The organism is Limobrevibacterium gyesilva (assembly GCF_025989185.1).
In the GTDB taxonomy this organism is placed as follows: domain Bacteria; phylum Pseudomonadota; class Alphaproteobacteria; order Acetobacterales; family Acetobacteraceae; genus Limobrevibacterium; species Limobrevibacterium gyesilva.
This window is the reverse complement of the sequence record NZ_JAPDNT010000017.1, coordinates 1-25,276: the sequence shown is the minus strand read 5'-3', so window position 1 is coordinate 25,276 and position 25,276 is coordinate 1. Positions and strand designations below refer to the sequence as shown.

The 25,276-nt window shown below is 66.1% G+C and carries 22 protein-coding genes and 6 pseudogenes; 13 read left to right on the top strand and 15 right to left on the bottom strand.

Annotated elements, in window-relative coordinates; genetic code table 11:
* Positions 1–223: 223 nt before the first annotated feature.
* Together repB and repA are read right to left on the bottom strand one after the other, a co-directional pair.
* On the bottom strand, positions 224–1,213 hold the full coding sequence (repB, locus tag OL599_RS16890) for a plasmid partitioning protein RepB (protein ID WP_264715016.1): 990 nt from the start codon (positions 1,211–1,213) through the stop codon (positions 224–226).
* A complete protein-coding gene (gene repA / locus OL599_RS16885) occupies positions 1,210–2,424 on the bottom strand; it encodes a plasmid partitioning protein RepA (RefSeq protein WP_264715015.1) in 1,215 nt (404 codons plus the stop codon). Before repA ends, repB begins: the two co-directional genes overlap by 4 nt.
* A 252-nt stretch (positions 2,425–2,676) precedes the next feature.
* Here repA and OL599_RS16880 point away from each other — a divergent pair.
* Positions 2,677–3,078, top strand: a pseudogene (locus OL599_RS16880) (transposase); the annotation flags it as partial.
* A gap of 241 nt (positions 3,079–3,319) precedes the next feature.
* Here the strand turns inward: OL599_RS16880 and OL599_RS16875 are convergent.
* Positions 3,320–4,351, bottom strand: coding sequence for an IS110 family RNA-guided transposase (locus OL599_RS16875; protein WP_264715093.1), 1,032 nt, complete (start codon positions 4,349–4,351; stop codon positions 3,320–3,322).
* 89 nt (positions 4,352–4,440) lie between these two features.
* On the opposite strand from OL599_RS16875, the pseudogene OL599_RS16870 reads away from it, so the two are divergent.
* Positions 4,441–4,575: pseudogene (locus OL599_RS16870) on the top strand (IS5/IS1182 family transposase); the annotation flags it as partial.
* A gap of 412 nt (positions 4,576–4,987) precedes the next feature.
* Positions 4,988–6,454, top strand: coding sequence for an MFS transporter (locus OL599_RS16865; RefSeq protein WP_264715014.1), 1,467 nt, complete (start codon positions 4,988–4,990; stop codon positions 6,452–6,454).
* Positions 6,455–6,819: 365 nt separating this feature from the next.
* On the opposite strand, the pseudogene OL599_RS16860 reads toward OL599_RS16865, so the two are convergent.
* Positions 6,820–7,770: pseudogene (locus tag OL599_RS16860) on the bottom strand (IS701 family transposase); the annotation flags it as partial.
* A 92-nt stretch (positions 7,771–7,862) separates the two neighbouring features.
* Here OL599_RS16860 and OL599_RS16855 point away from each other — a divergent pair.
* Positions 7,863–8,471 carry a hypothetical protein gene (locus tag OL599_RS16855; protein WP_264715013.1) on the top strand — a complete coding sequence of 203 codons (609 nt, stop codon included), beginning with the start codon at positions 7,863–7,865 and terminating at the stop codon, positions 8,469–8,471.
* Positions 8,472–8,802: 331 nt separating this feature from the next.
* On the opposite strand, the gene OL599_RS16850 is transcribed toward OL599_RS16855, so the two are convergent.
* From OL599_RS16850 to OL599_RS16840, 3 genes are read right to left on the bottom strand one after another with little or no spacing between them, the layout of a single operon-like run.
* Positions 8,803–9,228, bottom strand: a complete 426-nt coding sequence (locus OL599_RS16850) for a hypothetical protein (protein ID WP_264715012.1) — start codon at positions 9,226–9,228, stop codon at positions 8,803–8,805.
* Complete coding sequence (locus tag OL599_RS16845; protein ID WP_264715011.1) at positions 9,228–10,052, bottom strand: nucleotide-binding protein; 825 nt, start codon at positions 10,050–10,052, stop codon at positions 9,228–9,230. Before OL599_RS16845 ends, OL599_RS16850 begins: the two co-directional genes overlap by 1 nt.
* A complete protein-coding gene (locus OL599_RS16840) occupies positions 9,961–10,452 on the bottom strand; it encodes a TraK family protein (protein ID WP_264715010.1) in 492 nt (163 codons plus the stop codon). The genes OL599_RS16845 and OL599_RS16840 overlap by 92 nt, the downstream gene beginning before the upstream one ends.
* Before the next feature lie 240 nt (positions 10,453–10,692).
* On the opposite strand from OL599_RS16840, the gene OL599_RS16835 reads away from it, so the two are divergent.
* The 8 genes from OL599_RS16835 (at position 10,693) to OL599_RS16800 (ending at position 18,616) form a co-directional block, all read left to right on the top strand.
* Positions 10,693–11,031, top strand: coding sequence for a plasmid mobilization protein (locus OL599_RS16835; RefSeq protein WP_264715009.1), 339 nt, complete (start codon positions 10,693–10,695; stop codon positions 11,029–11,031).
* A complete protein-coding gene (gene traI, locus OL599_RS16830; protein WP_264715008.1) occupies positions 11,028–12,713 on the top strand; it encodes a TraI/MobA(P) family conjugative relaxase in 1,686 nt (561 codons plus the stop codon). Before OL599_RS16835 ends, traI begins: the two co-directional genes overlap by 4 nt.
* A gap of 39 nt (positions 12,714–12,752) precedes the next feature.
* Positions 12,753–14,603: a type IV secretory system conjugative DNA transfer family protein gene (locus OL599_RS16825; RefSeq protein WP_264715006.1), complete on the top strand. Its 1,851-nt coding sequence runs from the start codon at positions 12,753–12,755 to the stop codon at positions 14,601–14,603.
* Positions 14,600–15,136: a conjugative transfer signal peptidase TraF gene (gene traF / locus OL599_RS16820; RefSeq protein WP_347403215.1), complete on the top strand. Its 537-nt coding sequence runs from the start codon at positions 14,600–14,602 to the stop codon at positions 15,134–15,136. Before OL599_RS16825 ends, traF begins: the two co-directional genes overlap by 4 nt.
* The gene (locus OL599_RS16815) at positions 15,133–15,720 is read left to right on the top strand and encodes a lytic transglycosylase domain-containing protein (RefSeq protein ID WP_264715005.1); all 588 of its coding nucleotides are present in this window, start codon (positions 15,133–15,135) and stop codon (positions 15,718–15,720) included. The genes traF and OL599_RS16815 overlap by 4 nt, the downstream gene beginning before the upstream one ends.
* A gap of 34 nt (positions 15,721–15,754) precedes the next feature.
* Positions 15,755–15,937, top strand: coding sequence for a hypothetical protein (locus OL599_RS16810; RefSeq protein WP_264715004.1), 183 nt, complete (start codon positions 15,755–15,757; stop codon positions 15,935–15,937).
* The gene (locus OL599_RS16805) at positions 15,927–18,200 is read left to right on the top strand and encodes a zincin-like metallopeptidase domain-containing protein (RefSeq protein WP_264715003.1); all 2,274 of its coding nucleotides are present in this window, start codon (positions 15,927–15,929) and stop codon (positions 18,198–18,200) included. The genes OL599_RS16810 and OL599_RS16805 overlap by 11 nt, the downstream gene beginning before the upstream one ends.
* Positions 18,201–18,280: 80 nt before the next feature.
* Positions 18,281–18,616, top strand: coding sequence for a hypothetical protein (locus tag OL599_RS16800; protein ID WP_264715002.1), 336 nt, complete (start codon positions 18,281–18,283; stop codon positions 18,614–18,616).
* A 592-nt stretch (positions 18,617–19,208) separates the two neighbouring features.
* Here the strand turns inward: OL599_RS16800 and OL599_RS16795 are convergent.
* The 3 genes from OL599_RS16795 to OL599_RS16785 are packed head-to-tail and all read right to left on the bottom strand — an operon-like array spanning position 19,209 to position 21,377.
* Positions 19,209–19,802 carry an urea carboxylase-associated family protein gene (locus OL599_RS16795; RefSeq protein WP_264715001.1) on the bottom strand — a complete coding sequence of 198 codons (594 nt, stop codon included), beginning with the start codon at positions 19,800–19,802 and terminating at the stop codon, positions 19,209–19,211.
* Positions 19,803–19,817: 15 nt separating this feature from the next.
* Positions 19,818–20,492 (bottom strand): amino acid ABC transporter permease, encoded by a 675-nt coding sequence (locus OL599_RS16790; protein WP_264715000.1) that lies wholly within the window; start codon positions 20,490–20,492, stop codon positions 19,818–19,820.
* A 36-nt stretch (positions 20,493–20,528) separates the two neighbouring features.
* Positions 20,529–21,377 carry a substrate-binding periplasmic protein gene (locus OL599_RS16785; RefSeq protein ID WP_264714999.1) on the bottom strand — a complete coding sequence of 283 codons (849 nt, stop codon included), beginning with the start codon at positions 21,375–21,377 and terminating at the stop codon, positions 20,529–20,531.
* A 248-nt stretch (positions 21,378–21,625) separates the two neighbouring features.
* On the opposite strand from OL599_RS16785, the pseudogene OL599_RS16780 reads away from it, so the two are divergent.
* Positions 21,626–21,907 (top strand): annotated as a pseudogene (locus OL599_RS16780) (transposase); the annotation flags it as partial.
* Between the two features lie 387 nt (positions 21,908–22,294).
* On the opposite strand, the gene OL599_RS16775 reads toward OL599_RS16780, so the two are convergent.
* The 5 genes and pseudogenes from OL599_RS16775 to OL599_RS16755 all read right to left on the bottom strand — a co-directional run.
* Positions 22,295–22,618, bottom strand: coding sequence for a hypothetical protein (locus OL599_RS16775; RefSeq protein WP_264714998.1), 324 nt, complete (start codon positions 22,616–22,618; stop codon positions 22,295–22,297).
* A pseudogene (locus tag OL599_RS16770) lies at positions 22,615–22,962 on the bottom strand (IS66 family transposase); the annotation flags it as partial. The pseudogene OL599_RS16770 and the gene OL599_RS16775, both read right to left, overlap by 4 nt.
* A 72-nt stretch (positions 22,963–23,034) precedes the next feature.
* Positions 23,035–23,499, bottom strand: a pseudogene (locus OL599_RS16765) (IS5 family transposase); the annotation flags it as partial.
* Between the two features lie 237 nt (positions 23,500–23,736).
* Positions 23,737–24,768: an IS110 family RNA-guided transposase gene (locus tag OL599_RS16760; protein WP_264714997.1), complete on the bottom strand. Its 1,032-nt coding sequence runs from the start codon at positions 24,766–24,768 to the stop codon at positions 23,737–23,739.
* A gap of 86 nt (positions 24,769–24,854) precedes the next feature.
* A partial coding sequence (locus OL599_RS16755) for an IS66 family transposase (RefSeq protein WP_264714995.1) occupies positions 24,855–25,276 on the bottom strand: 422 nt, incomplete at its 5' end.

The window sequence follows — 25,276 nt, the reverse complement described above, 5'->3', positions numbered from 1 at the left end:
TGAAACAACGGGGAAGGTCGTCGCTCGGCGTAGGAGCACCTCCAACGCAGCTCGCGGAAAGAAGGCATCACCAGAGTCCACCCGATTACACCCGCTCTGGCAAGCCGCCGCCACTGGGTCGCCACTCACCAGAGTCCACAGCTCACGGGCATTGGCAGCACACCGGAGGCCGCGGATGCCGGTGCCTCCGAACTCGATTTGCCAGATAGCTGATGAAGACAAGCTAAGACGGGGCCGCGTCGTCCTCAAAGCGTTGAACAAGTTCAGGAAGATGCTGAAGAATGAACTGGCCGAGCATCGGCGCCACCCGTTCATCCACCGTGAACTTGATGGTCTTGCTGGAACGTCCCACGTGGATGACCGGATCCCCCTGGCGGTTGCGGACCACGTCGATATCACCGCCTTCCGCTGCCTGGCGGAGGGCGGCCATAACCGCATCAAATCGCCGATCCGTGCTCATTTGGCGGAATGACAGTTGCGCAAGCATGCGTCCGACCGTCTCGATCACCTCAGCACGATCAAGATAAGTCGCCAGTTGCATCCATCGCGGCCGTCCGGCCTTCGGCGCAGGACCGATAGCGCGGACAATATCGGCCGGGACGGCAGCGGCGACGGCAAGGAACCGCGTCATCTCCGCGGTGTGGACGCCGAGCGCCGCATTCAGTGTGGATCGATCAAACCCCTTTGCCTGCAGATGTGCCGCGAACAGCGCGCGCTCGATGAACGACAGATTGCGTCGTTCGGCATTTTCCTTCCCCTGCGCCACGATCAACTCGGCGTCGGACAGCGTGCGAACGATCGCCTTCACCTGAAGACCGAGTTCCGCGGCGGCTTCGCGCCGCCGGTGGCCATAGGCAATCTGATACCGCCCGCCTTGAGCCGGGTGAGGTCGCACCAGAATCGGCACTTGCTGGCCGGTGTCGCGCATGCTTTCGACCAGCCGCCGATAATCGCCATCGGAGGTGCGGGATAGGCGATCCGAGACGAAGGACGGATCGACCAGAGCCGGATCGAGCGCGACGACGGCATCACCGCTCTCCAGCAGCTTACGCAGCGCCGCCGCCTCACGCGCCTCGTCCGTCAGCCGGCCGATTTCCAACCCCATGGCCCGCACCGCGGGTGAGGCGATACGGGCAGGCTTCTCGGCGGCTTCATCCGGCTCATCGATGTGATCCGGCGTCAGCAGAGCCCGGACGACGTCGCGACGTTTCATGGCGCTCTCCCCCACGCGCTGCGGATCAACCCCTCGATCTCACCGTTCACGCCATTCAGCGCCTCAAGTGCGCGGATATAGGTGCCGCGTCCCATACCCTGTCGGCCGATCTCGTATAGCGTCTGCTTTGTCAGGCCGGCGTCGGAAATGGCGGTGCTCTTGAGCATGGCATTGGTCAGCACGCGATCGCCGAACAGGTTGCGCAGGAAACCGACAACCTGTGTTTGCGGTCCGTCCTGCGGCTCGTAGCGCGTGATCAGGTATCGGAGAAAATCCAGTTGCAGCCGCCCGCCAGCCCGCTGCACGACGTCAAGGAGATCCGAGGTCATCAGCAGGAACTGCGACATCGAGGCGATATCGAGCATCTGCGGGTGCACGGTGATGAGCACGCTGGTGGCCGCGCAAAGGGCGCCCAGGGTCAGGAAGCCGAGCTGCGGAGGACAGTCGATGATGACCACGTCGTACAGCGTCTCCACCGAGTTGATGGCGCTGGCGACACGGGCGAAGAACAGCTCTTCGGGGGCGCGGCGCTGGTGTGCGAGCACGCGAGGCGTCTCGTGCTCGAACTCCTGCAGCTCGAGGTTGCCCGGGACCAGGTCGAGGCCAGAGAAGTATGTGGGCCTGGCGATCTCTCGAAGCGGCCGGGCCTCGCCGTCATATCTGAGTGCCCCATACAACGTCTCGTTTTCGCCGACGTCGGTCTCCGGCTGATAGCCGAACAGGGCCGAGAGACTTGCCTGCGGGTCAAGATCAATGGCGAGCACGCGATAGCCGTGGAGGACGAGATACTGCGCGAGATGCGCGGTCGTGGTCGTCTTGCCTGATCCGCCCTTGAAGTTGGTCACGGCGATAATCTGGAGGTGTTCGGCGGTCTGGCGGCTGGGAAGATACGTCTTCGCCCGGGAACGCGAGAGCAACCGGCGCAACTCGTTGATCTGCTCGAGCGTATAGACACGTCGGCCACCAGCGGTCTTGTTGGGTTCAGGAGCCTCGCCGGCAAGCGAGAGTTGACGGAGATAGGCGTCGCTGATCCCGATCAGCTCGGCGGCTTCTCCGCTGGTGAATGTGCGGAGGCTCTTTTGCGCAGAGGGCGGGAACAGACGCCGGCGGAGCGAGGACAGTTGGCCGCTCAACAATCGTGCGTCGTGCGCGATCAATCGTTCCAAGCCGAATTTAGCTCTTATTTCCGGGGCAACGGGCGCACTCGGCATCTACGGAAAACTCCGTCCATCGGGCGATTGAGCGTTGTTGAACCTTTGGCGACGGCGATGAGTCGTGTCAACGAACAATCGGGATAACGCGCAGCCCTGCCGGGCGCCACGTTGACAGCTGTCAACGTGGCGCCCGGCGGAGACGTGTGCCATCGACCTGTCATCGCGATACGGGGCTCGGCGACTTTTTGCCGAATTGTCAGGCGCCACCACCCGCACTGATGGCGCGGTCCTGGGCTCGTCAGTTGACACCTGTCAATGGCATCGCGCGAGAAGGCCGGGCGCGAGCCGAGCCCGACGGCCGGGGTGATCGACAGCCAGTCGGTGAAGACCACGGAGAGCGGCGGCCCTCATGGATACGACGCCGGCAAGAAGGTCAAAGGCCGCAAGCGCCATATCGTCACCGACACTGCGGGGCATCTGGTCGGACTGATCGTGCATATCGCCAGCATCCAGGATCGTGATGGTGCGGTTGCCGTGTTGGCGTCCATTCGCCGGCTCTATCCCTGGCTGCGACATATCTTCGCTGACGCTGGCTATGCCGGCGACAAGCTGCGCAACGCCCTGGCCGCGCTGGGACGCTGGACGGTGCAGATCATCAAACGCTCCGACACCGCGCAGGGCTTCGGGGTTTTGCCCCGACGCTGGGTTGTTTGATCGCGACTGCTCCTTTCAATTCCTTTCTTCCTGCTCGTTGCATCATCGCCGGATCGTGGTTGTTTCCGGGGTCGACCTTGCTGGTCGCCGCAACATGCGTCTCGAAGGCGAGGCCCACCATGTCGAACGCGCGGTCCGGATGATCCGGTCGCAAGACCCAACCCGGGGTAGCCTCGTTGCGTCCGGCGAGGACACCTGCGTCCGCCGGCCTCGGCGGATTCCGTCAATCGAAGAAGTATCAGGCTACCGTAGCGGCCTTCGGCCACGCTTCGAATGGTTTATCAGCCTTCCACATGGCGTGCAGCACGGCACCGATCTTGCGCGCGACGGCAACGGCGGCTCGTTTGAAGCCGAGGCGCGGCACAAGGGCCAATCCCCACGCCTTCAATGCTGATGGGCTCTGTACCCGCACCAGAAGCGAAGCAGCCGCCTCGAACAGGTAGCTTCGCAACAGTCGGTCGCCGCGTTTTGAGACGCCGGCGCTGCGGTCAGTTTCGGCCGACTGATTGCGTCTTGCGGTCAGCCCGAGATACGCCCCGATCGAGCGTGAATGCCGGAAATACGACGGTGCCTCGACCGCAGAGCTGAAGCTCGCGGCGACCACCACGCCGACGCCCGGGCAAGTCATCAGCAGGCGGGACGTCGGGTCGGCCTTCACGGTGGCCATCAGCCTACGGTCGAGCGCCGCAATCTGGTCCCGGACTGCTCGCCAGGCCGCCAGCAACGGCTCGATCACGTCGGCAACTTCTGGTCTGCCCTCCAATGCGGCGCGCACCTTGGCCTCGAAGATATGCCCTCCTCCGGTTGCCCGGAGCCCAAACGTCTTGAGCGTGCTGCGGACCTGGTTTGACAAGTCGATCGAGATGCCGACGAGCTGCGATCGGGCACCGACCAAACGCCGCATCGCATGGGCAGCCCATCCCTTGACCCGCGCCTCCCGATACCATCCGGTTCGGACCAGTTGCGCCAATGTCTCGGCGTCGTGGGCATCGGTCTTGTTTCGCTGCAGGGCCGTCGCCGCACGTGCATGACGGGCGTCGAGGCAGACAACCGGAAAACCAAGCGCCTTGAGCGAATGATAGAGCCACGGTGCCAGTTGCCCGGTCTCGAGCCCGACCCGCTCGAGGTGCGGAGCGTGGCGGCGTCGGGCAGCGGCGATCGCCTCCGGCTTGCTGGCCCGCTTGCCGCGCCAGACCAGCCTGCCGCCCTCGTCGATGACGTGAATAGCGGTGTCCCTGTCCGAAACGTCGAGACCGACATAGTGCGCCATGATCGCCTCCCTGGATTGCTGCGAGCGGGTCATCCGTTCGCCTCGCATCCAGCTTGGCAGGCTAGACCGCCGGATCGCGATCAGCGCATGTGGAGCGAACCTTCGCCTGGCTCGGCAGATGCCGCAGGCTCGCAAAGGACTTCGAGACGACAATCGAAAGCTCAACGGCAGGGACGCTCGTCGCCCACGTCCGACGGCTCACGCGCGCACTCGCAAGAGCTTGATACTCAATGCGCCATTCTGAGTCGGACACTAAGACGCTACTCGATCGCCGCCATATCTATTCAAGAGCAGGCCCCGGACCTCACCCAAATCCGGATTTAGGCTGCACGCCACTGAGCGACAGGGATACTGGAGACACTGAGGCTGGATGGCTACCAAACGGTCGGAGGATCGAGGTCGGCTTTCTGGGCAGAGCGGTGATCAGATGGGGGCATCGGCATAAGGCGACGCCTTCTCGGCGAAGATCGTTGGTTGAAACCCCTGACGCCGACACGCCCCGTACCGGCCACCGAGATTTTCAGTTGGCGATCAGGCAGGCACATTGAGCCCGCCAGCTGATCAAAAATCCATCCTGAGCCTGCCCACCCCGCGGGAGTCACTCCACACCCCAGGGAGCCGAAAGGAAAATGCCGGATGCCACCTCCGCCGCGAGCGTTCCGCGCCAGCGCCGCACGAGGTGCGACCGTCGAGACCGACGTGCCGGCCCGGTTGGACCGGCTGCCCTGGGGGCGGTTCCACTGGCTCGTGGTGGTTGCCCTCGGCATCACCTGGATCCTCGACGGCCTGGAGGTGACGCTGGCGGGAGCGGTGGGCGGCACGCTGCGGCAGAGCCCCACGCTGCAATTTTCTGCCGCCGATGTCGGGCTCGCCAATAGCGCCTATGTGACCGGTGCCGTGGCGGGGGCATTGCTCTTCGGCTGGCTGACCGATCGGCTGGGCCGCAAGCGCCTGTTCAGCATCACCCTGCTACTGTACCTGCTGGCCGCGGCCGGCACCGCGTTCACCTGGAACTTGCCGGGCTTCGCCCTGATGCGCTTCCTCACCGGTGCCGGCATCGGCGGCGAATACAGCGCCATCAACTCGGCCATCCAGGAGCTGATCCCACCGCGCTTCCGCGGCCGCACAGACATCTCGATCAACGGCAGCTTCTGGGTAGGGGCCGCGATTGCCGGCGCCGGCTCCCTCGTGCTGCTCGATCCGCACCGGATCGATCCGGAGCTTGGCTGGCGGCTGGCGTTCTTCATCGGGGCTGCGATCGGCGTGCCGATCCTGCCGCTGCGCCGTTTCATTCCGGAGAGCCCGCGCTGGCTGATGCTGCATGGCCGCGCCGGCGAGGCCGAGGCGGTGGTCGAGGAGGTCGAGGCACGGTTCAAGCAGGCGGGCCATGCGCTGGTGCCCGCACGCACCCGCGTGCGGCTGCACGACCGCGCGTTTACCCCGTTCGCGGACGTGATCGACGCACTGCTGCGCCTGTATCCGCGCCGCACAGTCCTGTGTCTTGGCCTGATGATTTCGCAGGCATTCTTCTACAACGCGATCTTCTTCACCTATGCGCTACTGCTGACCGATTTCTACGGCGTGAAGGCGAGCGATGTCGGCTGGTACGTGCTGCCCTTCGCGGTCGGCAACGTTCTCGGCCCGCTGCTGCTCGGTCCGCTGTTCGACACGATCGGCCGCCGGCCGATGATCGCCTTTACCTACGCCGCCTCGGCCGCGTTGCTGCTGGTAACCGGGCTGCTGTTCCGCGCCGGCGCGCTGACTGCCACAACCCAGACGATGGGCTGGAGCGCCACATTCTTCTTCGCCTCCGCCGCCGCCTCCGCCGCCAACCTCACGGTGGGCGAGAATTTCCCGCTGGAGGTGCGTGCCCTGGCGATCGCCGTGTTCTACGCGCTCGGCACCGGTCTCGGCGGCATCGCCGCACCCTGGCTGTTCGGCGTGCTGATCGAGAGCGGCTCGCGCGACCGCGTGCTACTGGGCTACCTGCTGGCCTGCGTGCTGATGGCCTTGGCGGCCGCACTGGTCTTGTGGCTGGGCGAACGCGCCGAGCGGCGGCCACTGGAGGACGTCGCGGCACCGCTGTCCTCCGCAGATCCGTGACCGCCTCCGGCAAGCTGCTTCACCCCCTCGACACCAGCCCCACGATCGCCAAATCCCTCCCATCCCCCACCTCGGCGCCTGATTCTGTCTGCTTTCATGCCATAGAGTATCGGAGGACGCCGTTTCAGTCCGTATGATCCGAGGTCGTGCGACTTCGATGGTCGCTCCGGCAGGTCAGTCGGCGGCCTTCTACACCACGCGATGGGGCACGGCCCGAATGAGTATTGGACGCGGCCCTAATCTTACTGTGTCCTAAAGTAGGACGGCGTGTTTGGTGCTGGCAGCATGGGCATCGCGGCATGATGCGCGCGATCGCGCGGGCGATGGCGACACGGACAGATGTGATTGAGTTTGGGACGTGACGCTCAGGTCGGATCGGGGGATCCGCGGGGTCGATAACCGTCGGGAAGGGGATGTTCTTCGATGAGAAGGGCGCCGCGTTGTCCTGAGGGGGGAATCGCTCCCGTTTCGGAGATCAGGAATCCGTAGGCTGCGATGCACAGCGTGGCGTGATGATGAAAGCCGCGCCACCCTCGCCCCTCGTAGTGGCCGAGCCCGAGTTCCTGCTTGAGATCCTGATAGTCCCGCTCGATCCTCCAGCGCAGCTTGGCGGTGTTTACCAGGGCACGGCGGCTGATGTTCGCGGGCAGCGTGGACAGAAAGTATTTCGTCGGCTCGGGTTCGTCCGCGGGCCATTCGATCAGGCACCATTCCTCGGGTCTGGGCGTGGAGCGATGATAATCGCGATGCGCGGGCCGGACACGCACGGCGGCGAAGCGCGAGGCGAGCCTGGTGTTGCTGCCTTCGCGCCAGGAGACCCGCCGCCAGGCTTTTTTGGGAAGGTCCAGCGCCAGCTGCTTGGCCGAGATCGGCTGATGCTCGATGTCGCGACGGATCGCGGACGTCCGACGACCACGCCCGCTCCATTGCTTCGGTGGTAGCGGTTCCACGCCGGGCGGCCACAGGCTCGTAGAGGACTGGATGCCAACGACATAGGGCAGGCCGGATTCGGTGATGCCGTCGCGGAAGGCGGTGTCGGTGCCATATCCCGCGTCGGTCAAGGCGACCTCGGCTTCGATCCCGGCCGCAAGCGCGGCCCGAAGCTGGTCAAGTGCGATCTGTGGCTTGGTCTGGAAGACGACATCGTCAGGCACGCCTGCCTGAGCACGCCGGTCGGGGTCATCAGCCCACTCATGCGGCAGATACAGGCGATAGGCGATCGGTAGGCTGGCGTGATCGTTCGCCGCCGACAGGCTGACCGCGACCTGGCAGTTGTCCTGTTTGCCGAGCTGTCCACAATACTGCCGCGCCACGCCGAACTCGTCGCTGCGGCCGGCATCCCGCTCGCGCGTCTAACGCCCACGATCGGCGTGGATTGGAACGACGTGATCAAGCAGGGGAGGGGGGTATGACCGATCGTGCCTGGGTATTGCTCAAATCGGGTCAGCGTCTCGACCTCCTGGAACCCGACCCGTACGCCTGGACCGACGAGGATCTGGCAACGGGTCTGGCCCGCACCTACCGCTGGGGCGGCCATTCGAAATGGGAGCTGCCGCTCTCAGTCGCCCAGCACAGCCTCACCGTACTGCGGATCCGCGAACTGCACGCCGGTCGTGTCCTTACGGCCGCGGAGCGTTTGCGCGAACTCGCGCACGACATGGACGAGGGCCTGCTCGGCTTCGACGCCATCACGCCGCTGAAGCCGCATCTCGGCGAAGGCTATCACTGCGTCGTCGGCCAGCTGCGACATGCGATCGAAATCCGGTACGACCTGCAGCCCTGGGACCAGGATAGCTATGCCGCCCATAAATGGGCCGACCGGTTGGCCGCGGCGAGCGAGGCCTATCACGTCGTCGGATGGTCCGCGGCGGACATCCGCTTCAGCCTCGGAATCACAATCGAGCCGATGGCGACGGACCCGGTGCCGCTGCCACCCGGCATGCAAGCCTGGGAGCCTTGGCCGCCACGGCTGGCGGCCGGAATGTTCCTCGGCCTGCTGCAAGACCTTCAACGGTAGGTCGCGGGCGTCATCCCGACGCTCAGCCCGTGCGTCATCGCACCCCGACAGCCGGAATGCCAGACCTTCGTGTCCTTGGAGAGTGGCGATAGCATGCAGTCGATCGGGGGCCAGATTGTCGCTGGCGTGCGTAACGAGGACGGCACCTGAGATCTGGAAGGTGTGTTTACGGTCCGCACCGACGGCGGCAATCTCGCCAAGGTCAAAGGCTAATGCTGCACCTCGAACGCATCGAACGGCGGCACGAGGAATTGAAGCGGTGGATCAAGTGATCTGCCGGTTCTGCTGAGCGACCTCGACCGCTGACCTGGCAGCGCCCGGCTGTCCGCGATCAGCCGTGCCCAGACCCTGCCAGCCAGATTCCAATTGCGCCGGCCGCGGCGAGGGTCACGGACAAGGCGATGATCCACGCGGCCCACAGGGCCGTTCGCCCGGCGCGCTCGGCCCGATCGGCCTGTTCCCGCATGCGGTCAACCAGGTCGGTGCCCGCCTCCTGGGCGGCCATTTTCAATCGCTCCGCGGACCATTCACCGGCGCGCGTCACGAGTGAGGCGGCGGTCTCCCTGGCGCCGTCCACTTGCTGGGCGGCCGCTGCCGTGATGCGATCTGCCGAGGCCCGAACGGCGACCGCCAGGTCAGCGATGGCTTCATCGAGAAGCCCGCGGTTCAGGAGGGCGGCGACCAGGATGGGATCGTCCGGATCAACGCGGATGCCGTAGGCCTTGCCGAGCTCAGCGACCAGCTGCTCCCGGTCCATCACGCGATGAGCGCGATCTGGTCCCGGATCAGCCGCCACACCTGGCGCAGCCGTTGCCGGGCAACGATGCGGAACTCCGGTGATTGATCCGCCTCGGCGAAGGTGATCTGGCGCGACAGCATATCCCGGAGGTTCCGGCCGAACGTGTCCGGGTTCAACTGCTCCAGGTGCACCAGGCCCGAGATACGTGCCCGATTCTGCTGGTAGAGGGGTGTCCGTTCGAAACCCTCGCCGGCATCCGTCACGATCGGCCCGAAGAACTCATTCAGCCAGACGACGAGCTCGACCGATGGCGGGAATTGCTCCATCACGGCCGCCAGCGCCTTGCCGGTGTCCAGCATGGCCGGCCCGCCGGTCAGGATCGTGTGCACCACGACGCGCTTGCCGCCGCCCGCGATCAGGCCGGCGATGTCGTGCTCGACCAGGTAGCGGCTCAGCGGCACGAAAGAGGCGGCGCCGTTGTCGATGACGAAATGGGCGTCCTCCGACATGACGCGCTCGACCAACTCGTCCAGCGCGTCCACGTCGATCCCGTCGCCGGCGAGCAGGCTGACGTGCCGGGCCCCGAGCGTCCGAATGGCGCTGAATGAACTGTTCACCGGATCGGTATCCAGACAGACCAGGGGCGCCTCCTTCTCCTGGTAGAACTGTGCCAGGAGGGACGCAACGAAGGTCTTGCCGACGCCGCCCTTGCCCTGGAGGATGAAATGGACCTTGCGCGCGCCGGCGGTCTCATCGCCTGCGGGCGCCGAAGAGTCGTTCGTAATCGCCGGGCCGTTCGACCGGATCGTGGACGAAGGTTCGCGCGGGCTGCTGTCTGGCATGCGGGGCTGATCCTTCCTCGAGTATGGAGGGTGGTGATGGCGCGGCGGGAGCGCCGTGAGGCGGGAGCGCCGCGATCGACGTGTTGCCGCCGCCGCCGCTGGTGAGGACGGACGTCGACGGCGAAATCCCCGACGACGCCTCTGGCGCTTGCCTGCGGCTCGGCCGGGCGTCGGCGGCATGCCGGCTCACGAGCTTGCAGAAGCCGCTGTAGCTGATGCCGAGCGACTCCCGGTGACGGGCATAGATCGCCGTCAGCGGCCATCCTTGCGCGAGCTCGGCCCTGATCGCGTCGATGCGGGCGAAGAAGGCCACCCGCCCGACGCCCCACTCCTTGGGCGCGGGCTTATTGCTCTGCGCGCCAGGCGCTGCTGCTGAAACTGGCAATTGGCGGTCGGGCATGGTAGATACATATTATATATTGTGTGCGCGGTTGCATAGCAGAATGATGTCCCGCCTCAGCCCATCTTGTCCGACCTTGTCGGATCACGTCCGCCCTCGTGTGCTGGACCCAGCAGGGGATGAGTTCGCCCGAGGCGGGACGAATTTCCCTCGGGCTTTCATGGCAAGATGTGCGTTGTTGGCCAACAATGCGGGGCTTACTCGCCTCCGGCTCGACGCGGGGCAGGTGGCTGGAACGCCATGAAGGGTGAACCGCGTGACCGGCAACGAACCCTGCGCGTCGTTGTCTCGGCGTCCGAGCGTGCGCGGATCGAACAGCGCGCGGAGATGGCCGGCCTGTCCGTCTCCGCGTTCCTGCGCGCCGCCGGCCTGAACCAGCCGCTCCGGTCCGTCCTGGACCACGACGCGGTGCGCGAGCTCGCGACAGTGAACGGGGACCAAGGCAGGCTTGGCGGGCTGCTGAAGCTGTGGCTGGCTGAGCGGGCGGGGCAGGGGGCGTCGGAGACGGAGATCCGCCGTCTGCTCGACCGCCTCGGTGAGTTGCAGGCGCGCCTGGCCGAGATCGCAGGCCGCGTATGATCGCCAAACGCATCCCGAGCCCGAAGGGCGGCGCCGGCTTCGCCCAGCTCGGCGCCTACGTGCTGAACGCGAAGACGGGCGGCGATCCGGCGAGCTGGACGCGGCTCAATGCCTACATCCTGGATGCCGGGCACGTCGGCGAGAAGGTAGCTTGGTCGCGCGTCACCAACTGCCAGTCCGATGATCCGGGCTGGGCGGTGAAGGAGATCCTGGCCATCCAGGCCCGGAACACCCGGTCGCGGTCTGACAAGAACTACCATCTGGTGGTCAGCTTTCCGGAGGGCGAGAAGCCCACGCGGGCACAGCTGGAGGACATCGAGGACAGGATTTGCGCGGCAATCGGCTTCGCCGAGCACCAGCGCGTCTCGGCGGTGCACCAGAACACCGACAACTGGCACCTGCACGTCGCCATCAACAAGGTGCACCCTCGGACATTCCGGAATGCCGAGCCCTGGTACGACCATTATCGGCTCCAGCAATGCTGCGCCGAGCTGGAGATCCGGCACGGCCTGACCCGAACGAGCCACACGCCCGCGCCGGAGCGACGACACCCGGTCGGCAGGGCCATTGGAGGGAGGGGAGGGGACTTCGAGGCGCAGCAGGGCGGCGCGTCCTTCCTGCGCTGGGTTCGCGAGCAGGCCAGGCCGGCACTGCTGGAGGCGCGCGAACGAGGGGATTGGCAGGCGCTGCATCGCGCCGCGGCTCGGTATGGCCTGGCCATCAAGCCGCGTGGTGCAGGGCTGGTCATCGGCCATCGCGGCGACCGGCGGCTGCACGTGAAGGCCAGCGACGTGGATCGAGTCCTGGCCATACGGCCGCTGACCGAGACCCTTGGCCCGTTCCAGGCGCCCGACGAGCAGGCCCAGCGAGAGGCAGCGGAAACGCAGTACGACGCCGGCACACCGAAGCGGACCGGCGTCCTCTACGACGCCTTCTGCAACGAGCGGGAGCGTGCGATGCAGGCGCGGGCGGTGGCGCTGGCCACACTGCGCCACAGACATCAGGCCTACGCCGACGAGCTTCGGCGCTGGTACCGCGAGCGGCTCCGGCAGGAGAGGGCGAGCGGCCTGAGCGGCGCGTTCCGTCGCGATGCGCTCGGGCATTTGCGCGACATGCAGCGGGAAGATCGCGCCGCCCGCATCCGGCGGGAGGCCAAGGAGCGCCGGGAAGTCCGCGTCTGTCACCCGATCCCGACCTGGCAGGGCTATCTCGAGGCCGAGGCCGCCCGCGGCAATGGGGCGGCACTGGCTGCGCTCCGCGGCCGGACGCTCCGTCGGGCGCAGGTGCAGGCTCAGCTGCTGGCGGCGGAGAACGCCGACGAGGCCCGTCACGTGATCCGTCGTCACCTGCGCCCGACCATCCGGCGCGATGGCCGCGTGATCTACCGCGTGAGTGACGGCGGCGTGGTGTCCGACGAGGCGCGGGTCGTGCGCGTCAACCAGGTCACCGTCGGCGCCGCCTTCCTCGCGCTCTCGCTGGCATCCGAGCGCTTCGGCCAGCGTGCACTCACCGTGCAGGGCACGGACGAGTTTCGCGCGCAGGTGGCCGTGCTCGCCGGACAGAAGGACCTTGCCGTCACCTTCGCCGACCCGAAGCTGGAGGTGCTGCGGGTGCTTGCTGCCTCCGAGCGGTCGAAAGTGGTTGATCGCGGGCGCGATCCGGGCAATACATTACATAGATAATATTGTATTGCCCGGAGGCCGCCCGCAGTGGATGCCACGGTGAACGCTGCATCAAACCCTCGTCGCCCGCTGCTGGGCGCGGCCTGCTTCACGGTTGCGGCCATGGTGGCGAGCAGCCTCGCCACGCAGTTCGTGGCCTGGCGTGTCGGCTTTCACCCGGCCATCGGCGCGCCGTGGTTCGATCACTTCTACGCGCCATGGCGCTGGATCGAATGGCAGGAGGCGGCCTGGGCCCCGAATGCCAGGGCGACCTTCCAGATCGTGGATGCGGGCCTGCTTGCCACCACCGCGCTGAGCATGTTCGGTGTCGTTGCGGCCTCGACCGCACGGCGGCGAAGGCCAGTGCGACACGAAGGGGTGCACGGCACCGCCCGCTTCCAGACCGAGCAGGAGATCCGCCGGAGCGGCCTGCTTCCCCGCCGGGACGGCGCCGCCCACGCCGGCGTCTATATCGGCGGCTGGACCGACGCGAAGGGGACGACGCACTACCTTCGCCACGACGGGCCGGAGCATTGCATCGTCATCGCGCCCACCCGCAGCGGCAAGGGCGTCGGCAATGTGCTGCCGACATTGCTGTCCTGGCCGGCGAGCTGTGTCGTCTACGACGAGAAGGGCGAGCTCTGGGCGCTGACCGCCGGCTGGCGCGCGACCGGCGCCGACAACGTGGTGATCCGCTGGGAGCCGGGCGGAGTCGGCCAAGGGTCCTCCGGCGCCGCCAATGGGAGTTCCGGGTTCAATTTCCTCGATGAGGTCCGGCTCGGCACGCCGCACGAAGTCGCGGACGCCCAGAACATCGCCCACACGTTGTGTGATCCGGAGGGCAGGGGCCTCGCGGATCACTGGCAGCGGACCAGCTTTGCGCTGCTCACGGGCCTGATCCTGCACGTTCTCTATCTGGCGAAGGCCAGGGGTGCCGCCGCCAGCCTGGCGGATGTGGCGAACGCATTGTCCAACCCGAAGCGGAAGTCCGAGGAGCTTTGGGCGGAGATGGTGGCGAACCGCCACGTCAGGAATGCGCTGCATCCTGTGGTGGCGGCGGCCGGCCGCGACATGCTCGAGCGCGAGGCCCGCGAGCGCGGCAGCGTGCTGTCCACCGCCAAGACCTACCTGATGCTGTTTCAGGACCCGCTCGTTGCGGGCAATACCGGGCATAGTGACTTTCGCGTGCGCGATCTGATGAACCACGCGAGGCCGGTGTCGCTCTACGTGGTCACGCGCGGCGACGACAAGGAGAGGCTGCGGCCTCTGGTCCGGCTGATGCTGACCATGATCACCTGCCGCCTGATGGGCGTCGAGCTGCGCTTCAGGGATGGCCAGCCCCTCATGCCGCACCGCCATCGGCTGCTGCTGATGCTGGACGAGTTCCCTTCGCTGAACCGGCTGCACCTGATCGAGGACGCGCTGCCGAAATGCGCCGGTTACGGCATCAAGGCCTACCTCGCGACGCAGGACCGTGAGCAGATGTTCCGCTCGTACGGCGAGCACCAGTCGATCACCGGCAACTGCCACATCCGCATCATCTACGCCCCGAATGAATGGAAGACCGGGGAGTGGGTGTCGCAGATGGTCGGCAACACCACGATCGTGAAGGAGGACGTGACCGAGAGCGGCACACGCTACGGCCCGATGAAGCATGTCAGCCGGACCTACCACGAGGTCAGCCGGCCGCTGCTGACGCCGAACGAGATCATGCAACTGCGTAAGCCGGAAAAGAACGAGGCGGGCCAGATCACCGCGCCGGGGGAGATGGTGGTGTTCGTCGCCGGCGAGGCACCGATCCGCGGCACGCAGATCCTCTACTTCAAGGACCCGGTGTTCTCCGAGCGCGCGAAAGTGAAACCCCCGGCAAGCGGTTCGACGACGAAGCCGACGATGGTGTTCCGCCCATGATGCGGCGTGGGGAGGTCGCAGTCTGCGCCGTCGTGGCGGCGGTGCTGGGAACGCTCGCAGCCGCGGACGCGGGCGGTGTGCGGGTGAATGTCACGCCCTCCATGCCGGTCGGGCTTTGGAAGATAGAATCGTCCCTGCCGTTCCCCGCGCGCGGCGAGGTGGTCACCGTGTGTCTGCCCGAAGGCGACGCGGTGCGTGAGGCGATACGGCGCGGCTACGTCTCGGCCGGAGCTTGCCCGGGCGGCAGCGAGCCTCTCGTGAAGCCGGTCGCGGCGATCGGCGGCGACCTGGTCGTTGTCTCCACGCACGGGATCACCGTCAACGGCGCGCCCGTCCCGAGCAGTGTGCCGCTTGCCCAGGACGAGGCAGGCCGGGCGCTGCGGCCCGTGCCGGCCGGGCTTTACCGGGTCGCGCGAGACACGGTGTGGCTGCTGTCCAGGCACGATCCGCGGAGCTTCGACAGCCGATATTTCGGCACCATTCCGATCGCGAACGTGCGGGACGTCGCCCGCCCGCTCTGGGTGTGGCGATGATCCCCGCCCCACTGCTCGCCTGCGCGTCCAACGTCGCGCCCACGACGCTGGAAGCCATTGTCAGCGTGGAGAGTGGCGGCAATCCGTTCGCGGTCAACGTCAATGGCCTGCGCGTGCAGCCGCCGCCGGCGCATGATGCGCGAGAGGCGGCACAGCTTGCGGCGCGCTACATCGCGCGAGGCTACAGCGTCGATCTCGGCTTGATGCAGGTGAACAGCCGCAATCTGGCCGCACTCGGCCTGACGGTGCAGGAGGTCTTGGACCCCTGCACCAACATCCGTAGCGGCGCCGCAATCCTGACCACCGACTACGCCGAGGCGGCGCGTGCTCGCGGCGCGGGGCAGCCCGCGCTCCAGGCGGCGCTCAGCGCTTACAACACCGGCGATTTCCATCGGGGTTTCGCGAACGGCTACGTGGCCCAGTACTACCGCCCGGGCGGCATACCGGCACTGGCGGGCGGCGAGCACGGGGGCGTCGCATCGGTGACGGCGGCGTGGCGCGTGCCCACCCCGCCGCCTCCCAACCCCTACACGGCCGATACCAGGGTCTTTGTGCGGGAGACAGCCCATGTCGAGATCGAGTAACGACCCACACGGGACGGCGCCGACTGTTGCGCCCATGCCGTCGGGCGCCGTCCTGTCCGACAGCCTCACCGACCTGCTGGTCGCCGGTGTGGTGGTGGAACTTGACGCCAGCGAGGCCGAGGCGCTCGGCGCTTTCGAGGAGACCGCGCTCGGCGAAGCCGATGCGTGGGACGCGAATGCGGACATCGAGCCGGGCGAGGCCCGCCATGGCCAATGATTACGTCGAGCAGGTGGCGGGCGCGCTCGTCGAGCAACTGAAGCAGGGCACCGCGCCCTGGCAGAAGCCGTGGGCGCCGGGCGAGCGCTTCATGCCCTACAATCCGACGACCGGCAACGAATACCATGGCATGAACGCGGTCTGGCTGATGAGCCGTGCTGAGCCGCACGGTTACGCCGATGCGCGCTGGATGACCTACCGCCAGGCGCAGGATCAGAACGCCCAGGTGCGCAAGGGCGAGAAGGGCACCGCGATCCAGTTCTGGAAATGGCAGGGCCTGGAGTCGGTCAGCGACGCGGACGGCAAGCCGGTGCTGGACGAGAGCGGCGAGCCGGTGCGCCGGGTGGTGCGGTACGAGCGGCCATGCGTCTGGGCCGCCGTGGTGTTCAATGCCGCGCAGATCGATGGCCTGCCGCCGGAACCGGCGCGGCCCGTGCCGGCGGAGTGGGAACGTCACAAACGTGCGGATGCGATCCTGACCCGTTCGGGCGCCACGATCCGCCACGTGCCGGGTGACCGCGCCTTCTACCGGCTGGCCGAGGACGCGATCACCCTGCCGGAGCGCAGTCAGTTCCGGTCCGGCGACCGCTACTACGCGACGGCCCTGCACGAGCTCGGCCACTGGACCGGCCACCCGTCGCGGCTGAACCGCGACATGGCACATCCGTTCGGCTCGGAAGGCTATGCCCGCGAGGAACTGCGCGCCGAGATCGCCTCGCTCATGCTCGGCGAGCGGCTCGGCATCGGTCACGACCCGGGCCAGCACGCCGCCTATGTCGCAAGCTGGATTCGCGTGCTGGGGAGCGACCCGCGGGAGCTGTTCCGCGCCGCGGCCGACGCCGAACGGATCATGCGGCACATCCGGGCCTTCGAGATCGAACAGGAACGGCCGGGCGACCGGGTCCAGGAGCCGAATGCTCTCCCGTCGCAAGGCGGATCCGCCTTGCTGTCCGGTCCCAACGACATCGCCACGGCGGCGCCGGCTGTCGCCGAGATGCGTGCGCCGACCCGGATCCGGGAGGACCACCCTGCCATGCAGACCAGTGAGGATCGCACCTACCTTGCCGTGCCCTATGACGAAAAGGACGATGCCAAGGCGCTCGGCGCGAAATGGGATCCGCAGGCGAAGGCGTGGTACGTGCCCGCCGGCGTCGACCTGGAGGCCTTCTCCCCGTGGCTGCCGGCGCGCGGCCAGGTGCACATCGCCGTGGACGGCGATCCACGCGAGGCGTTCGCGCTGGCGCTGCGGGAGAGCGGCCTGTGCATCGATGGGCCGCCGGAGATGGACGGTCGGATGCACCGCGTTCCTGTCGACGGCGACAAGGGGCGCGAGCGCAGCGGCGTCTATGTCGCGCATCTCGACGGCCGGCCGGCCGGCTACATCCAGAATTTCCGGACCGGCCAGAGGACCACCTGGAAGGCTCCGAGCCGAGCCGCGGCACTGGACGCGCAGGACCGCGCCCGGATGGCGGCCGAGGTCGCCCAGAAGCGCCAGGAGAGGGCGGCTGAGCGGGAGCGGATATACGAGCGCACGGCCCAGGAGGTGGAGGCGATCTGGACCACCGCGACGCCGGCACAGGCGCATCCATATCTCGCCGACAAGGGGGTTGCCGCGCACGGGCTGCGCCAGGATGCGGTCGGCAGGCTACTGGTGCCGGTGCAGGACGCCGACGGCAGGCTGTGGAGCGTCCAGCGCATCGGTCCGGACGGTGTCAAGAAGTTCTACGAAGGCGGCCGGGCCGAGGGCGGGCACTACGTGATCGGCGACCTGCGGCCGCCGGGGCCGGTGCTGATCGCCGAGGGCTACGCCACCACCGCAACGTTGCACAAGCTGTCCGGCATGCCGGCGATCGCCGCGTTCAACGCGGGCAACCTCGTGCATGTCGCAAGGACATATCGGGCGCTGTATCCGGACCGCGTCATCTACATCGCCGGCGACAACGACCACGGGCGCGCGGCGCAGGGGAAACCGAATGTCGGTCGCGAGAAGGCCGAGCAGGCCGCCGCGGCGATCGGGGGTTTCACTCTGCTGCCGAGCTTTGCCGAGAATGACCCCGGCTCGGACTGGAATGACCTGGCCCGGAGCCAGGGCCAGGACGGCGCGCGCCGGCAGCTCCTGGTGGCGATCGCCATCGCCGAGCGGGAGCAGCAGACCCGCGAGATGGCCGCGGGCCAGGCCCGCGAACAGGACCATGGGCAATCCCGAGTGATCGCATTGGCCCCTGACCAAGGACGGACCGCGGAGATCGAGCTGGAACGGTAGGGTGAAGCGGGCCAAGGTTCCATCGGCATCGACCGATGAAGTGCCAAGGGAGGGAGGAGCCTTCGGGCTGCAGGGCGGTCATGCGTCTGCTTGGGCGCCTCGTGGTCAAGTCGGTTGGCGTGTTTCTGTTCGGCGTGCTGGGGCTCTTCGCCATGCTACTGCTGGCGGCCGGCGCGATCCTCGCATGGCTGATCGGGTGTGTCTCTGCGGTGTTCCTGGTCATCGCCTTGACCGAGTCCGCCTGGTGGCTGCACACGCGCACCCCTCACGCCGCGATGACGGCCCTCGGCTACTACGGCTACGCTGCCGGCACATTCGCGCTGATCCCGGTGCTGTTCTGGCTGAAGGACGAGATGGCCGGTTGGCCAGAACGCCGCCGGCATCGGGCGGCGGCGGAGAAAATCCGACCGCTATGAATCGCGAAGTACGGTTCCAGGCTGGTGCCAATGTCATGGCACCAGCCCCACCGAGTATCGGCGCAGTCACGTTCGGGCTCAGGTCGCTTCGGTGGACACCCGTGATAGGCTGAAAGGCCTGGGAGGTGTCGATGGTGCAGAGCCGCAAGAGGCGCCGGTTCATAGCCGATGGGTTCAATCTGGAGGCGGCCGCGGGCGGTCCGTGGGGGGCCGTGTAGGCCGCAACAGTATCCGCGAAAGCGGGTGAAGCCCGCCACGGTTCGCGGTCGGTGTGGCAATAGTGGTGCGGTCGTCACAGCGCTTGCGCGCAGCGGGTAGCCCGGCTGCCTCGCCGGTTGGCGGCCGCCGGCCCTTCAAGCTGGCGGGTGAGCGGGACTGGTGGACGGCGCGGCTGGCCAAGAAGCACGACATCACGCGGCGCGCGATGGTCGCCAAACTGTCCCACGGAACGGGTCCACCTCAACTTAAACAAAATCAATAAGTTAAATTAGAGGAGCGGCAAGTCTCCCAGCGATATCGAGCGATTGCTTAGCGTCACTTTCTGCACAGCCATAACGAGAACCCCTTACGGGGCAGAGCCCTGGTCTTTTCATCATCCTGCCGCGATCACCTCGAACTCGGCGTCGCTCGGCCGGCCAGCATTGACGGCGGTGATGTCCTGGGGGCAGGAGGAGATCGCAACGATCACGTCGCAGGCCGTGCGCAGCACCACGTAGTCACCTGGCCGGCTTTCGGGCGGCAGGCGGTCGAGGCGGCCTTCGGGGTCGACAGGGACGTTCATGAAGAGGTTGAGCGGCGATGGCGTCCAGGGAATCTGCAGGCCGAATTCGGACAGCGCTTCGTGCAGGTTGTCGGAGCAGCTGCGATGGTAGGCGGTGATGCCGAGTTCGCGGTAGATCCATGCGTTGCAGGCGCAGAGCAGGATGTCGTGGCGGCCGGGTGAGGTGTCTTGCTCTATGGTCAGGATAGTGCGTCGGTGGTTGCTGGCCAGCGCGTCATCGCGCGAGACGAAGATGCGGCTGTTGCGCGAGCGGGTGTGAGCCATGGACATGTATTCGGACGGATCGTTGGCGTTGAACGCCCAGGTGTCCAGCACCTGGTTGCCGTGGGTATTGATGATTTTGAGCGCTTCACCGGCCTTGAGTCTGACCGCTTTGCCGTAGCGGGCCGGGATGAGGGTGGGCATGGTCGCGTCTCTCTTTCAGCCGCGCAGCGCGCGCGGCATTGGGGCGGAGCTTTGCAGACGCCGTTCGATCGCCTTCACGCCCAGGCTCGCGGGGAGGCTGATGGCAACGTAGATGACGAAGATGATCGTGTAGACCTCCAGGTATTTGAATGTGTCGGCGGCGATGAGCTGACCGCGGAAGATCAGTTCGCCGATAGAGATCGTCGAGACCAGGGCGGTGTCCTTGAACAAGGAGACGAAGTAGTTGCCGACCGGCGGGACGACGATCCGGATGGCCTGGGGCAGCACGACGAGGCGCATGATAAGCCATGGGCGCAGGCCGATGGCGTCGGCTGCTTCCCACTGGCCCTTGTCGACGGCAATGATGCCGGCGCGGAACACTTCGCTGAGATAGGCGCTGTAGTTGATGGTGAGGCCGAGGACGCCGGCCGCAATCGGTGTCATGCGGATGCCGATGAAGGGAAACACGTAGTAAATGTAGAACAGTTGCAGAAGTAACGGCGAGCCGCGGATGAGCTCGACGAAGATTGTGGATGCCCAGTAGGCCACGCCGCGCCGGGGGCGGATGCGTCCGAGTGCGAGAATGAGGCCGAGCACCATCGCCAGCGCCATGCTGACGATGGTGAGGGTTACCGTCAGTCGGAGCCCGTCCAGGAGGTCCGGCGTCCAGGCGCGGATGTCTTCGAACAAGCTGCGTGGACCTGCCTGTGAGCTGGTTTCGACCGCTTAGGGGTTGAGGAAGAAGGCGCTTGGCGATAGGCCCCATTTCTCGAAGAGCTTGGCGGCGGTGCCATCGGATCTCATCTGGGCGTAGACTTTGTTGAAGGCGGCAATAAAGCTTGTGTCTTCCTTGTTGACGGCGAAGGCGCAGGCCGTGTCGAGCTTGTCTTCGGGCTTGTAGTCAGCGACGAGTTCGAAGCTCAGGGAGGGGTTCTGCCGCACCGCGTAGGCGGACAGGGTGCCGTCGACGACGCCGGCGTCAAGCCGGCCGGCGGAGAGGTCGGCGAAGACGTTCTGGATGGTGGGGTACTGCTTGACGTCGATGGGCTTGCCGGCAGGGCAGGCTGCGCTCGCCTTCTTCAGCATGTCGATATAGACAGTCCCCTGGTAGCTGCCGCCGGAATGGCCGCAGAGATCGGACAAAGCGTGCAGCTTGAGGGGGTTACCCTTCGCAACGTCGAGCGATTCGGGATTGAAGAAGATCACGTCGGTGAAGTCCATGACCTTCTGGCGTTCCGGGCGGATGTACATCGCGTCGCCCATGAGGTCGATGCGGTTGCTCTGGACGGCGGGAATGAGGCTGGCAAAGGGCATGGCGACGACCTCGATGCGCGCCTTGATGCCCTGACGGGAAAGGAATTCGCGCAGGACGTCGGGCAGCACGCCGGCGGCCTGCTTGGTGGCGGGATCGATGTGGCTGAGCGGGGGGTCGTTAGACGTGCCGATAACGATCACGCCCTTGTCCTTGACCTTGTTGAGGAGGCTTTCAGCGCGGGCTGCGGGGGTGAGACCGATGGCAGCGCAGAGGAGGACCGCGCTGAGGAACTGACCGGCGGATGGCAGACGGATGCGCATCGGGTTGCTCCTGTGTGCAGCGATGAGTGGGTACGGTGGTCGTGCAGCCGGGAATGAGTCAAGCAAATTGCAGGCCATCGAGATTGAGTTTCTGGGGGGTTTATCGTCCGATCTGCGGCATGGTGAACTCTGAACCGCGCCGGGCTTGCCGGAGGCTGTTTGATTTGACTCAGGCGACCATAGTGGCCTGCCCCCTGAGAAGTGGTCCTCCCTGATGTAAGGCGAAAAGACGAATGGAGGACGTGAAGATGGCCAGGAAGCACCACGCCGCGGACGAGATTGTTGCGAAGCCGCGGCAGGTAGAGATGCTTCAGTCGCAGGGTAAGTCTGCTGCTGACGCGGTCCGTGTGATCGGCGTGACCGAGGCGACGTATTACCGCTGGCGTCAGGAATATGGTGGCTTGAAGGGCGAGCAGGTGCGCCGCTTGAAGGAATCGGAGGCGGAGAACGCTCGTCTCTGGCGCGCGGCGCCGGACCTGACGGTTGAAAAGCTGATCCTGAAAGAGGCTGCGCGGGGAAACTTCTTCTCTATTCGGGGCTCATAGGTCAACTCCCGTTCGTATGTGTCGTCGATGCGGAAGGAATGGTCCTGCGGAGCTCTTGCTTCTCTCCGAGGTCGGGATCAGGGCCGCCTCATGATGGGATCAGAAGGAGTGGGCGGAGCCATCTAAGCCGCGCGATCGTCTGACGCCGTCGCTTGAGTTTCCCCGGTCTCGCCCGCTCCCATCGTCCCCACAGGGACCTCCTCCGCAAGGAGGGGCTCAGGTCGCCAGCGCGTTACTTGCGCCTGCCGCGATTAGGCGGCGGCCGACCAGCGGAAATCTGTATCATCGCGCCACATCCGGGTAAGCGCGTATCCGTCCGGCGAAGACCGTGGCCGTGACTTTCAGAATTCGCGCCAAGCATGGCGTGACGGGCTACGGCATTGCGACGTGGATTTTAGCCTTCAGGTCGTCCCGGTAGAGAGCCTCGATGGCCACTATATCGTTGCCGACGACGTCAACGCTGAGCATGCCTTGGGCTGGTACAAGGGCGATTGTACGATGGTTTGGTCCGTAGGAGCCCGCAGGTCGCGGCGCCGTATAGAATGTGGCACAAAAGTCGTCGCCGCACCGGCAGCGGTCAGCGATAGCGAGGCGAGCGACCTGGTTTGCTAGGACTTGCTCGCCTTCGCGAGAAAGCAGCTGCTGAAGCTCCGACACGAGTTCGGGTGCGAGGTCCAGCAGGTTTTGTGGGATCATGCCGCGAACCTTTCGCGAAGTTTCCAATGCCACGGTAGCAGGTCGTTCAATCTGGAGGCAGGCTGATCGCCGATCCGGGCGAGCACGTCGGCCAGCCATGCGCGCGGGTCGACGTCGTTGAGCCTGGCAGTGACGATCGGCGAATACATCGCTGCGGCGCGTTCGCCCCCGCGATCGGACCCGGCGAACAGCCATGACTTTCTGTCCAGGGCGACGCCACGCAGCGCCCGCTCGGCGGTGTTATTGCTGAGGCAGATGCGTCCATCGGCAAGGAAGCGGCTGAACGCGTGCCAGCGCTTGAGCATGTAGTCCATCGCCTTGGTCACGTCGTTGTGGCGCGACAGCTTGCTGAACCGCGCCGGGTTTGCCGGAGGCTCTGAACCTTGAGTGTCCGACTCAGAATGGCGCATTGAGTATCAAGCTCTTGCGAGTGCGCGCGTGAGCCGTCGGACGTGGGCGACGAGCGTCCATGCCGTTGAACTTTCGATTGTCGTCTCGAAGTCCTTTGCGAGCCTGCGGCATCTGCCGAGTCAGGCGAAGGTTCGCTCCACGACCCAGCGTCGGGGCAAAACCTCGAAGCCCTGCGCGGTGTCGGAGCGTTTGATGATCTGCACCGTCCAGCGTCCCAGCGCGGCCAGGGCATTGCGCAGCTTGTCGCCGGCATAGCCAGCGTCAGCGAAGATATGTCGCAGCCAGGGATAGAGCCGGCGAATGGACGCCAACACGGCAACCGCACCATCACGATCCTGGATGCTGGCGATATGCACGATCAGTCCGACCAGATGCCCCGCAGTGTCGGTGACGATATGGCGCTTGCGGCCTTTGACCTTCTTGCCGGCGTCGTATCCATGAGGACCGCCGCTCTCCGTGGTCTTCACTGTGTTTCGGCCCTTTAATCGCGGGTGTTTGTCAACTCCGATGTTAATGGCCATGCCGGGGTCAGGGTCCTTTCCGAGGTCTGAGCCTCATGATTGTGTCCGGGGCGGGTGCCTCAACGTGTGGACCGAAGTGCAAGCAAGCTGCCTTCAGCCGAAACAACGAGGTCACCGACACCACCGTCCCGGCAGGGACAGCAACCGGCGCTGCCTAAACCGCAGGGCCGGAATGCTGAGTGTGGGTTACGCCATCTTCGTCTCTGTCCCCCACTCGAAGCTGGTGCCGTCGGTCCAGATGCAGTGCAGGATGACGGCAATCTTGCGGGCGACCGCGACCTTGGCCTTTTTGGCGCCGACACGCTTCATCAGCCGGGTGCCCCAGGCTTTCAGGATCGACCAGCGCTGGGTTCGGTGCAGCAAGACGCTGGCGGCCTCGAACAGGTAGGTCCGCAGCAGCCGGTCGCCCCATTTCGAGATGCGGCCATTATAGTCCTGCTCGCCCGACTGCTTTCGCCGTGGCGTAAGACCAAGATAGGCGCCCACCGTCTGCGCCGATCGAAAACGCGTGGGATCGTCGATGGTGTGGCGGAAGGCCAAGGCGGTCACAACGCCGACGCCCGGCACGCTCATCAGCCGCTGTATTGTCTCGTCGGACTTGGCCTCCATGCGAACACGCTTGTCGAGCACGGCTTGCTGCTCCTCGACCTGCTGGTGCACGGCCAGCAGCCCTTCGACGATCGAGCGCAGCACGTGCTTGTCGTCGAGGAGCCGGAGCACGTGGGTGCGGAACGGTCCGCCGATCGCTCGCGGGAACAGCAAGCCGATCTCCTTGAGCAGGCTGCGGACCTGGTTTTCCAGGTCGCGGCGGATGCAGACCAGTCGGGAGCGGGCAATGAGCAGCGAGCGCGTCGCCTGGCTGTCGTCGCTCTTCACTCGGGCCTCACGATACCAGCCGGCCCGGATCAGCTCTGCCAGTCCGCGGGCGTCGTTGGGGTCACTCTTGTTCATCCGCACCGATAGCGCAGCATGGGCATGGCGTGCGTCGACGCAGACGACAGGCAGGCCGATGCGCTTCAGCTCGTGCCAGAGCCAACTCGCCATCGCGCCCGTCTCAAAGCCGATGCGCTCCGCAGCGGGCGCCCGCTTGTGCATCACCCCGGCCAGCGCACCCGGGTCCGATGCGACCTTGCCCTCGAACAGGACCTTCCCGTTCTGGTCCACGACGCACACCGAGGTCTCCTTCTGCGACACGTCCAAGCCGACATATTGCTTCATGGCTGCGCTCCTGTTGGCTGTTCCCTTGAGGTCGGAGATTGTTGGTAAGCGTCCGCCTAAGGCGCGGGCATATTGCATGACGTCAGCTAGGCAGCGAGCCGCTGGTCCAGCCTTGCGCGGATCCCGTCGACGTTCCAGGGCAGCCGTTCTGCGATGCGGTTGACGGGATGATCGGCGACGCGCTCGATGACATGGCGCAGATAGGCTTCGGGATCGAGGCCGTTCACCTTGGCAGTCACGAGCAGGCTGTAAATCGCCGCTGCGCGCTCGCCGCCGGCGCCCGATCCGGCAAAGCTCCAATTGCGCCTGCCGAGGGCGATCGGGCGCATGGCACGCTCGGCAGCCGAGTTGTCGATGCAGGCGCGGCCATCGCGCAGGACCAGCATCAACGCGTCCCAGCGTTTCAGGCTGTAGCGGATCGCCGCGGCCATGTCGCTGCGGCCGGAGATGCGGCTGCAGGTCGTTTCCAACCAGGCGTGCATGTCCGCCATCAGCGGCGCCATTCGCT